Source organism: Corynebacterium kozikiae, assembly GCF_024580965.1.
In the GTDB taxonomy this organism is placed as follows: Bacteria; Actinomycetota; Actinomycetes; order Mycobacteriales; family Mycobacteriaceae; genus Corynebacterium; species Corynebacterium kozikiae.
On sequence record NZ_JANIKJ010000033.1, the window covers coordinates 1 to 10,529 of the forward strand.

A 10,529-nucleotide genomic window follows, 5' to 3' on the forward strand; every position below is an offset into this window, starting at 1 on the left:
CCCTGGCTCTCGCCCCAAACCCCGAGCCCCCTTTGTTGACCCCCCTTGCCGGCTCGCCCCTAGCCGGCAAGCAACTCCCTTGTGTCCTTTAAACCAGGGCCTTTTCCAAGGAAGCACCGATTGCGCGGACGTCGGTGGCGTCGGATGCAAACGCCTCAGATGGGTCAGCGACGTTGCCTTCGGCGTCGTAGACCTCTGGGCGCAACTGGAGTGCCACGTGCTCGTCGATGAGCTTCAGGCCCAGGCTGGTGACTACGGTGCGGAAGTGCTCGGCGGAGGAAGCCGCCTTGCTCCAACCATAGGCAACGTAACTCGCTGGCTTTTCCTGCCACTCGTGGAACAGGAAGTCCAGAGCGTTCTTGAGTACCGCTGGAAGCGAACCGTTGTATTCAGGTACTAGGAAGATGAAGCCGTCGAAGCCGGCCACCGCAGCAGACCACTTCTTGGTGTGCTCAAATTCGTAACCCTTGCCGGACTTTGGTGAGTTTGGCTCATCGAACAGCGGAAGGTTGAACTCGGCGAGGTCCAGGATCTCGTACTCCACTGCGCCCTGCTGGGCGTCTGCCTGCAGGACCTGCTGAACCCAAGCGCCCACGGTGGGGCTGATACGGCCGGGGCGGGTGGAACCCAACACAATTGCAACGCGTGCCATAGTTGTTCTTTCTCTCCAAATAGTGTGTGTAATCAACTGCAGAACTGCTGGGATTGTACCCAGACAGAACGCTTGCACCACACGCCATCCCCATCCGCCTGGGCTCCCAAGGGCGCCGCCGGCCCCTTAAGCAGCGCTCTTTGCCGGCAGTACACGCAGACCCCAAACAATAAGGAATACCGCGGCGAAGAACCACAACACTGCGAGCGCAACGGCAATCTGGTAGATACTGCTGAAGCCCAAGAACAACGACGTTGCAGCCAACCCGATCGGGCCCGCAACTTGGCTGATTGCCATAAAGATGGAAAACGCCCGGCCACGGATTTCCTCCGGCACCGTTTCGGTCACGAGCACCGTCTGCAGCGGGTTGAGTACGCCGCCACCAAGGCCGGCAACTACCATGCCAGCGATCACCGCGATGGAGTTTTCTAGCCACCCCATGAACCCGAAACCCAGAATGTAGAAGGTCATGCCCACAATCCAGGTAAGGCGCTCGTGCTTCACCAACCGGGTGGCTGCGATACCTGCGATCATCATTCCCACCGCGTAGCCAGACATCGCCATACCCAGCAAATGTGGCGCGCCCGCCTGCTGGAAATGTGCCGGCATGAGTACGGAAAGGTATGGCACCACCAGCATCATTGCGAGCAGGGAGTCCAGCGCGAGCAGCCGCATCACGGGGAAACTCAGCGCCTTCTTCCAGCCCGCAAACCCATCCAGGCTTGGGGAATCCACTCCTGGCGCCCCAGCAGGAGTGGTCACAGCACCGGAACCAGCCACGGCAGCGGAATCAAGCGCGGCATCCGCCGGCGCGGTGCCGTCGGAAAGCGAGCCTCCGGAACGCGTTCCTTCAACACCTTCGCTGCTGTGTGAGTGCAGGCGCAACATCGCCGTGAGCGCGGCGGCAGCGAGTGAGCAGCCGGCGGTGATCCAGAGAACCTGGGTGATGTCGAGTGCCGCGAGGAGGAAGCCGGCTAGCGCAGGCCCGGCGAGGAAACTGATGCCCATGATCGCCTGGTTGATGCCGCTGAGCTGGGCAATGGTGCGGCCGGAGGCTTTGGCAACATCGCCGATGAGGGCTGCGCGCGCGGACATGCCGGGGATGTCACCGAGCGCGCCCACGATGCCGAGGATGATGAACCAAGTGAGATTCAGCTCGGTGATCTGATCAACCATGATCACACCCACCACGGAGGATCCCGAAATGATGTCTGAGGCCACGGACATGGGTTTGCGCCCCAGGGAGTCGATGAGGTTGCCGCCGTAGTAGGCAAAAATCAGTGAGGGGATGGCGATGGCCGCCGCAACAATCGCCGCTGCCTGCGGATTTCCGGTTCGCTCCAGGACGAGCCATGGCCAGACAATGCCCGCCACGGAGTTGCCAAACATGGAAAGGCCAGCGGAGGCAAGGTACAGCCATGCTGTTGTTGGGGAGGTGCGCATAAACACTCGCTTCGTAAAGAACACACAAAAAATTGCTGCCCCAACGCCGATGTGACGGTTATCGTGGCAGCATGACCCACAAGATCCTAGCCGTGCCGTTCGCGGATGTCTATCCGCTGTACGTGCAAAAAGCCCAGCGCAAAGGCCGCACGGAGGCCGAAGTCCGGGAAATCATCCGCTGGCTCACCGGTTTCAGCGAGCAGGATCTTGAGCAGCACATCACCGCGGGCAGCAGCTTTCAGGAGCTTTTCGACGCCGCCACGTTGCATCCTTCCGCAGCGCTCATCGGCGGCTCAGTGTGCGGAGTGAAAGTCCAGGAAGTACCCGATCCCACCATGCGGAAGGTGAGGATGCTGGACAAACTCATCGACGAGCTCGCCAAGGGCAAGGCCATGGAGAAAATCCTGCGCGGATAGCTGCACGAGGTGCGCGCCCCGAATCTGCACTGGACCTGCTTGAGCTCTGTGAGTTGGGCAGCGCGCTGCTATCTTGAAATCCATGCTTCAAGTGGACCCACAGATTTGGAATCTCTACCAAATCCTTGACCTCATTGGTGTGCTCCTGAACGCCATGATCGGCGGTACAATTGCGCGTCAACGCAACTTTGATTTTGTGGGCTTTTTCTTCTTGGCATTGTTTTCCGGCCTCGGTGGCGGCATGGTGCGTGACATGCTTATGCAGCGCGGCACCGCCGCCGCAATCCAAAACCCCAACTACCTCCTGTTGGCCCTGGCGGGCGCGGCCATCGCGTTGCTGATTAACCTCCGTGGCAAGCAGTGGGAATTGGTCAAAGTTCATGCCGACGCCGTTGTACTTGGCGTCTGGGCCGTCACGGGTTCAGTGAAGGCATTGGCCTACAGCATGCCACCAGCCAGCGCGATCTTCCTCGGTGTCCTCACAGCGGTTGGAGGGGGCATGATCCGAGACATCGCCTCCGGTCAAGTGCCCTCTATTTTTGGTGGCAATCACTTGTATGCAGTGCCTGCGGTTCTAGGTGCTGCCTCAATGGTGGTGTTTCACCACTTCGAACTCAACGCCATCGGCATGATTGTTTCCTCAGCGTTGGCTTCGGCGATGGCCATCCTCGCCTATTGGAAAGGGTGGCGGCTATACCAAGACGCAGAATGGACCATCCTCAAACGGGAATACATCCCCAGTAAAGTGCGGATCCGACGCGCATCGGCGCCGCAGTCCCGCAGGGAAGTAGGCGAGCAACAGGAACCACAAAAGGAACGCACCCAATGAGCGATCAACACCTCACCCAACTTGAGCAATACCTCAAGAGCCTTGGCCAGGGCGCAGGGGGGAGTGAAGACGAACTGGCGGAAATGGGCTTTGTGGCCAACGCCCTGGACATCGGCGCGATTACCTACCTCATCAACTCCTTGCCTGGGGAGCAGGCCGCGTTGCTCTACCGCTCCCTGAGCAAAGACCGCGCTTTGGACGTGTTCGAGGACCTACAGCCCGGAAGTCAGGCACGCCTCATCGGGCTGCTGCAGTCCAGTGAAGTGTTCCAGGTGGTGGAAGACCTGGACCCGGATGACCGCGCGGAACTCTTTGACGAGCTCCCCGCGAAAGTTGTGGACCGCGTGATGGTGGGTCTGAGCCCCGCCGAACGGGACATGACGGCCACGGTGCTTGGCTACCCCAAAGATGCGATCGGGCGCTACATGTCACCGGAAGTGGTGGGCATCCCAGCGGATTCCACCGTTGAACAGGCATTAGACGTGGTGCGCGCTCAGCTCGATGGCCTTGAAACCATCTACCTCCTGCCGGTGGTGGAGGGGCAGCGCAAACTGTGCGGGGCGGTAAGTCTCCGGGCGCTCATGGGGGCCCACCCGCAGGCCTTAGTGCGCGAAGTTTCAGGCAAAGCAATCTATGCGAAAGCCACGGACCCGCGCGAAGCCACAGCCAGACGTTTTCTCGACGAACGCCTCATTGCGATGCCGATCGTGGACGAGGAACACCGTTTGGTGGGCATCCTCACTCACGACGACGCCGTGGACATCGTGGAAATGGAAGACACCGAAGACGCCGTGCGCTCCGGCGGCGCCGAGCCGTTGGCTGCGGCATACCTTTCCTCATCCATCCTGCACATCGTGAAGTCGCGCATCGTGTGGCTCATCGTGCTCGCCGTTTCCGCCATCCTCACCGTGCAGGTGTTGGAGATTTTCGAGGACAAGCTGGACCAAGTGGTGGTCCTCGCCCTGTTTATCCCACTCCTCACCGGCACCGGCGGCAACACCGGCAATCAGGCCGCAACCACCGTTACCCGCGCGCTTGCCGTGGGTGAAGTGCGTGTGCGCGATCTCCCGCAAGTGATCTGGCGCGAACTCCGCGTCGGTGCCACCCTCGGTGCGGTGCTTGGCGGCGTCGGCTTTGTCATTGCTGGGCTCGTGTACGGCATGGGAATCGGGGTGGTGATGGGTCTGACGCTGCTGGCGGTGTGCACCATGGCTGCGTGCGTGGGTGGGCTGATGCCGATCATCGCAAAGAAAATTGGTGCTGATCCAGCGGTGTTCTCTAACCCATTTATCTCCACCTTCTGCGACGCCACCGGCCTGGTTCTGTACTTCAGCATTGCTACCGCGGTTCTGGGATTGCACTAATGGGATTGCATGAGCAGGTTTGCTAGGACGGGGGTGGGGTGGGGGAGAGGCTATTTATGGGGGCTGTGGCGTGGGGTTTTCCATTTTCGCCACAAAAATCTTGTGAAAATTGTTGATTATGCTTGCCTAACTTAGGTCTGGCTGGGTAAGTTGCCTTGCGTAGGTATAGCTGCCCTAACTTCTTGGGGTGGCTTCCAAAAGCACTGTGTGCCGTAACCGAAGTGTGGCGGTGCATCCGAATGAGGAAGAGATAATACTCGCAATGGCTTCACCTTTGATCAAGATCTCCGCTGTAGCTATCGCTGCTGGCCTGGCACTTGTGGGCTGCAGCAGCGCCGATAACAGCTCTCAAACCGCTGAGACTGCGGCTGCTTCCGCATCCTCCGAGGCAACCTCCACCGTGACGGTGGAAGACAACTTTGGCACCGTGGAGATCACCACCCCAGTTCAGCGCGTTGCCGCAACGGACAACCGCACCTTTGAAATCCTGGACGCCTGGGGTGTGAACGTGGTGGCCGCTCCAAAGACTCTGGTCCCTGCAACTGTTCAGGGCATCAAGAGCAACGAGGAAATCGTTGATCTGGGCACCCACCGTGAGCCAAACCTGGAGGCACTGGTTGCCGCCGAGCCAGACCTCATCATCTCTGGCCAGCGCTTCTCCCAGTACTACGAAGACATGAAGACCCTCAATCCCGATGTGCCAATCATCGACCTTGAGCCACGCGAAGGCGAGCCACTGGTAGACGAGCTCAAGCGCCAGGTCACCGAGCTGGGCAAGATCTTTGGCAAGGAGGCTGAGGCTAAGGAAATGGCCGACGCCCTCGACGCCGCAATCGCCCGCGCCCAGGAGGCATACAACGGCACAGACACCGTGATGGCCGTGAACGTCTCCGGCGGCGAGGTCGGTTACATCGCCCCAACCGTGGGCCGCACCTTTGGCCCAGTGTTTGACATCCTTAACCTCACCCCAGCTCTGGAGGTGGAGGGTGCATCCTCTAACCACGAGGGTGACGACATCTCCGTGGAGGCAATCGCCGGCTCTAACCCTAACTGGATCTTCGTTCTGGACCGCGACGGCGCAACCTCTGCCGCAACCGAGGAAGGCTACACCCCAGCTCTGGACGTGATCGCAGCCTCCCCAGCTCTGCAGAACGTTGCTGCAGTTCAGGACAACCGCGTGGTGCTTGCTCCAGCAGACACCTACACCAACGAGTCCATCGTGACCTACACGGAGATCTTCAACCAGATCGCCGACGCTTTCGAGCAGGCAAATAGCTAACACCGCTCACACAGCCCGCATTCGTCTTGTGGGATTTGCCCTGTGAGAAGGGGATCGCCCAGTGCCTCCACCGCGCCCAGAAAGTGCGCCTTGGCACCGCGATCCCTTTTCGGCGTGAAAGCCACAACACCCATAACACACCGAACAAAGGTCACCACATGACCCCACCACCTCCATCACCGGCTTCGGCACAAGCCCAGGCACCAATATCGGCGGCGGCAACGGCGGATGTCGCCGCGCATGGTGCCGCCGCGCCGCACGCAGTGACCCGCCCCAAGCTCTGGGACTTCAAGCTGATCGCAGCTACAATCGCGGTGATTGCGCTGCTCGCGGCCTCGTTGCTGGTGGGGCAGTATGACATCTTCCAGGCAGAAGATGGCCTCAACATGTTCGGCATCACCCGCGTTCCGCGCACCATCGCCTTGGTGCTTGCGGGTGCGGCGATGGCGATGTCTGGCCTGGTGATGCAGCTCATCACCCAAAACCGCTTTGTAGAACCCACTACCACCGGTACTACGGAGTGGGCGGGCTTGGGCCTTTTGCTGTGCATGGTGGTGTTCCCGGCAGCTAGCGTGCTGGACCGCATGGTGGCAGCGGTGCTGTTCGCCTTCATGGGAACGATGGTGTTCTTCCTCTTCCTCCGCCGCGTTTCCCTGCGCACTTCACTGGTGGTCCCCATTATCGGCATCATGCTCGGTGCCGTGGTCAGCGCAGTCTCTACCTTCTTCGCGCTGCAAACCAACATGCTGCAGTCTCTTGGAATCTGGTTTCAGGGCAGCTTCACGAGTGTGTACAAAGGCCAGTACGAGGTGCTTTGGGTGGTGCTCGCCGTGGTAATCGCGGTGTTTATCTTCGCGGACAGGCTCACCGCCACCGGCCTCGGTGAAGAGGTGGCAACCAGCATTGGTGTGAACTACCAGCGGATGGTGATCATCGGCACCAGCCTGATTGCGGTGGCAACGGGCGTGGTCACAGTTGTGGTGGGCAACCTCCCATTCCTGGGCCTGATCGTGCCAAACCTCGTCTCCATCATCCGCGGTGATGACCTGCGTTCCAACCTCCCGTGGGTGTGCCTCACAGGCATTGCTCTGGTCACCATTTGTGATCTGCTGGCCCGCACCATTAATGCCCCCTTCGAGATCCCGGTGTCAGTGATCCTGGGCATCGTAGGTGCAGTGGTGTTCGTAGTTTTGATTGTGAGGCAAACCCGCAATGGCTAAACTCGCCTCCCCCTCTTCTCCTGCAGCGGATACCCGCGTGCCGACGCCGCCCAGCGAAGCGCCCGGTGCGCGTCGTTCCGGCGCCTTCCAGTCCGCAGTTCAGTATCGCCGTTACTACTTGATGCTGAGTGCGATGATCGCAATTGGCCTGCTTTGTGCGTTCGGCCTTTTGGCGTACGGCAACCCCATGCCCTTTGGCACCAGGCAGTTCTGGCTGATTGCGGAGCGCCGCATGAATGCAGTGGTAGCAATGGTGATTGTGGCGTTCTGCCAGGCCATAGCCACAGTGGCGTTTCAAACGGTAACGAACAATCGGATTATCACGCCCTCGATCATGGGTTTTGAGGCGTTGTACCGCGTGATTCACACTTCTACCATCTTCTTCTTCGGCGCGGTGGGGCTCACAAACGCCCGGACGTTGGAAATGTTTGTGGTGCAGCTTCTGCTGATGGTGGGACTTTCGCTTGTGCTGTACTCCTGGCTACTTACTAGTAGAACCGCGAACATGCACGCCATGTTGTTGGTGGGCATCGTGATCGGTGGCGGCTTGGGGTCCATCTCCACGTTCATGCAGCGCCTGCTCACACCAAGTGAGTTTGACGTGCTCACGGCACGCCTGTTTGGCTCCGTGAACAACGCGGATGCGGAATACTACCCAATTGCAATCCCGCTGATCGTGCTGGCCGGCGGCGCGATCATCCTGGCCTCCCGCGCGCTCAACGTGCTCTCGCTGGGGCGCGAAGCTACCGCGAACTTGGGCCTCAATCACAAGAGAATTTCCGTATTTATCCTGGTGATGGTGTCTATTTTGATGGCTACCTCCACCGCCCTTGTTGGCCCTATGACATTCCTGGGCTTCCTGGTTGCCACCCTGGCCTACCAAGCGGCGAACACCTATGACCACCGCTTCATCTTCCCAATGGCCTTTGCTATTGGCTTCTTTGTGCTCACCGCCAGCTACTTTGTAATGAACCATGTGTTCCACGCCCAGGGCGTGGTGAGCATCATCATCGAGCTGGTTGGTGGCACCGTATTCCTTATTGTGATCCTGCGAAAGGGCCGACTGTGATCAAGCTCCAAGACGTTGCCAAGAACTACAACGATGAAGTGCACATTGGGCCGGTTTCACTGGAAATCCCCAGTGGTGGAATCACGGCGCTGGTCGGTCCCAATGGCGCAGGCAAGTCCACGTTGCTCACCCTCATCGGCCGCCTGCTGGACCTTGATGAAGGTGCGATCAGCGTAGCGGGCTTTGACGTCAGCAGCACCAAGAGCAAAGACCTAGCCAAGGTGCTCTCCATCCTCCGCCAGGAAAACCACTTCATTACGCGTCTCACGGTGCGCCAACTGGTGGGCTTTGGCCGCTTCCCTTATTCAAAGGGGCGCCTAACGAGCGCCGATGAGGAAATCATTTCGAAGTATATTGACTTCCTTGACCTACGCGAACTGGAAAACCGCTACCTTGATCAGCTCTCCGGCGGGCAGCGACAGCGCGCCTATGTGGCGATGGTGCTGTGCCAAGAAACGGACTACGTGCTCCTGGACGAGCCCCTCAACAACCTAGACATCTCCCACTCCGTGGAAATGATGCGCCACCTCGAGCAGGCCGCGAAGGAGTTCGGTCGCACCATCATTGTGGTGCTCCATGACATCAACTTCGCCGCCCGCTACGCCAACTACATCTGCGCGGTCAAAGACGGCAAGGTAGTGGAGTTCGGCACCCCTGCCGAAATCATGCGCGACGAAATCCTCAGCCCCATTTTCAACACGGACATTAAGGTGATTGAAGGCCCCACCGGCCCCATCGCGTGCTACCACTAGGCCCATGAAGCAAGCCCTCGGTTACCTCTCCGCTGTAGCCATTGGGTTACTGCTAGCGCAGGTATTACCGATGGTGGGGGCCTCAGCGCTGCATGGGGTGGTGGTCCCTGCATTGTTCCTCCTCATGGTGCTCACCTTTGCAGCATTGCCTGCCGACGCGCACCCGCGCCCAGGGTTTTCCAGGTTCCTTGGCGCGCTCACGGCGGCAAATTTCCTGGGAGTTCCTATGCTGCTTGCGGTGCTGCTTGTTGTAGGGCAGGGGATCGTGGATTTGCCAACCGCCGTGCTTTTGCCCGCACTCCTTGTACTCTTAGCACCTTGTATCGACTACGTAGTGCCCTTTAGCAAGCTGGCCGGCGCGGCCTATCACCAGCTCCTGCGCGCCACCCCTTTGCTGTTGCTGGGACAAGTGGTGGCTGTGCCATTGTGGCTGAGCGTTTTCGGTTTGCTTGTTGGCGCGGAATGGGAATCGCAGCTCAACCCAGTGGGGCTTTGGCCCATCCTTCACGCTGCGCTGGTGTTTCTGGTGCTTCCCCTATGTGTGGTGTGGGTAGTCCGCAGGGTGAATCCTCAATGGTTGGTGGCAGCGCAGAAAGCCATGGACCCCGCCATGTGGCTTGTGCTCGGTAGTATCGCTGCGGGCTATGGAGGCGCGATCGCACAATCTGATGATTTGCTGCCGCTAGCGGTGTTCTATGTAGTTTTCGCGGTTGCCGCCTACCTGCTTGGTGGGGCAGTGGGGGCCTGGAGTGGTCTCGCTTTGGCAGAGCGCCGCGCAGTTGCCATGTGCGCCATGACCCGCAACTCCCTGGTTGTGCTGCCCATTGCCATGAGCGTTGCACCGGGCCCAATGACCCCGGCGGTTGTGGTGTGCCAGACGGTATGGGAGTTGCTCGTGATTTGCATGTTGCAAATGATGCGCAAAAGTGCGGTTTAACCAGCGAATTTGTGTTGTTGGTTGGTTGTGTGTAGCTTAGGTCGAGTCGCCGCGGCCGGTTATTGACCGGCAGAGAAGCAGAAGCTCAGGCAGATGCAGAGGCGGCAACCAACAGGAAATCTTGATTCAGTACTTGCGCTCAGCGCGAGGCCGTGTTAATGTTTCTTCTTACCGCCTTTTCACCGGCCAATGCTGGCCAGTGTGGGGTGTGTGGTGGTTGTTTGAGAACTCAATAGTGTGCCAATGTACTTAAAATATTTTTGTTTTTGTACTATTTGTTTTTTTGGTTTTGTGTTGTGGTGTTGGCCGGGCAAGTGTGGCTTGCTTGTGAAAATACTTATAGCTTGAAACTGTTTTTTGTGTGTGGGGTTGTTCCTCGTCGGAGCCTCACATGCTTTTATTTTTGCCAGTTGTTGGGCTTTCCAACAATGTTTGAACAAGTTTTTCTTGTTTTTTGTGGAGAGTTTGATCCTGGCTCAGGACGAACGCTGGCGGCGTGCTTAACACATGCAAGTCGAACGGAAAGGCCTAAAGCTTGCTTTGGGTACTCGAGTGGCGAACGGGTGAG

10 protein-coding genes and 1 rRNA gene are annotated in these 10,529 nt (G+C 58.9%); 9 read left to right on the plus strand and 2 right to left on the minus strand.

The window, feature by feature from the left end; genetic code table 11:
• Positions 1 to 88 precede the first annotated feature (88 nt).
• Both NQ018_RS11045 and NQ018_RS11050 read right to left on the minus strand, forming a co-directional pair.
• Positions 89 to 652: an NADPH-dependent FMN reductase gene (locus NQ018_RS11045; protein WP_257060980.1), complete on the minus strand. Its 564-nt coding sequence runs from the start codon at positions 650 to 652 to the stop codon at positions 89 to 91.
• 126 nt (positions 653 to 778) lie between these two features.
• On the minus strand, positions 779 to 2,095 hold the full coding sequence (locus NQ018_RS11050; RefSeq protein WP_257060981.1) for an MFS transporter: 1,317 nt from the start codon (positions 2,093 to 2,095) through the stop codon (positions 779 to 781).
• Positions 2,096 to 2,166: 71 nt separating this feature from the next.
• On the opposite strand from NQ018_RS11050, the gene NQ018_RS11055 reads away from it, so the two are divergent.
• From NQ018_RS11055 to NQ018_RS11095, 9 genes are all read left to right on the plus strand, one after another.
• Positions 2,167 to 2,511 (plus strand): DUF2200 domain-containing protein, encoded by a 345-nt coding sequence (locus NQ018_RS11055; protein ID WP_257060983.1) that lies wholly within the window; start codon positions 2,167 to 2,169, stop codon positions 2,509 to 2,511.
• An 82-nt stretch (positions 2,512 to 2,593) separates the two neighbouring features.
• Positions 2,594 to 3,340: a trimeric intracellular cation channel family protein gene (locus NQ018_RS11060; protein WP_257060984.1), complete on the plus strand. Its 747-nt coding sequence runs from the start codon at positions 2,594 to 2,596 to the stop codon at positions 3,338 to 3,340.
• Positions 3,341 to 3,423: 83 nt separating this feature from the next.
• Positions 3,424 to 4,704 (plus strand): magnesium transporter, encoded by a 1,281-nt coding sequence (gene mgtE / locus NQ018_RS11065; protein ID WP_373566950.1) that lies wholly within the window; start codon positions 3,424 to 3,426, stop codon positions 4,702 to 4,704.
• A gap of 262 nt (positions 4,705 to 4,966) precedes the next feature.
• Positions 4,967 to 5,983, plus strand: coding sequence for a siderophore ABC transporter substrate-binding protein (locus NQ018_RS11070; protein WP_257060986.1), 1,017 nt, complete (start codon positions 4,967 to 4,969; stop codon positions 5,981 to 5,983).
• 158 nt (positions 5,984 to 6,141) lie between these two features.
• On the plus strand, positions 6,142 to 7,203 hold the full coding sequence (locus tag NQ018_RS11075; protein ID WP_257060987.1) for an ABC transporter permease: 1,062 nt from the start codon (positions 6,142 to 6,144) through the stop codon (positions 7,201 to 7,203).
• A complete protein-coding gene (locus tag NQ018_RS11080) occupies positions 7,196 to 8,272 on the plus strand; it encodes an iron chelate uptake ABC transporter family permease subunit (RefSeq protein WP_257060988.1) in 1,077 nt (358 codons plus the stop codon). The genes NQ018_RS11075 and NQ018_RS11080 overlap by 8 nt, the downstream gene beginning before the upstream one ends.
• A complete protein-coding gene (locus NQ018_RS11085; RefSeq protein WP_257060991.1) occupies positions 8,269 to 9,024 on the plus strand; it encodes an iron ABC transporter ATP-binding protein in 756 nt (251 codons plus the stop codon). Before NQ018_RS11080 ends, NQ018_RS11085 begins: the two co-directional genes overlap by 4 nt.
• A 4-nt stretch (positions 9,025 to 9,028) precedes the next feature.
• The gene (locus tag NQ018_RS11090) at positions 9,029 to 9,961 is read left to right on the plus strand and encodes a hypothetical protein (protein WP_257060993.1); all 933 of its coding nucleotides are present in this window, start codon (positions 9,029 to 9,031) and stop codon (positions 9,959 to 9,961) included.
• Between the two features lie 453 nt (positions 9,962 to 10,414).
• Positions 10,415 to 10,529 (plus strand): 16S ribosomal RNA (locus NQ018_RS11095); the annotation flags it as partial.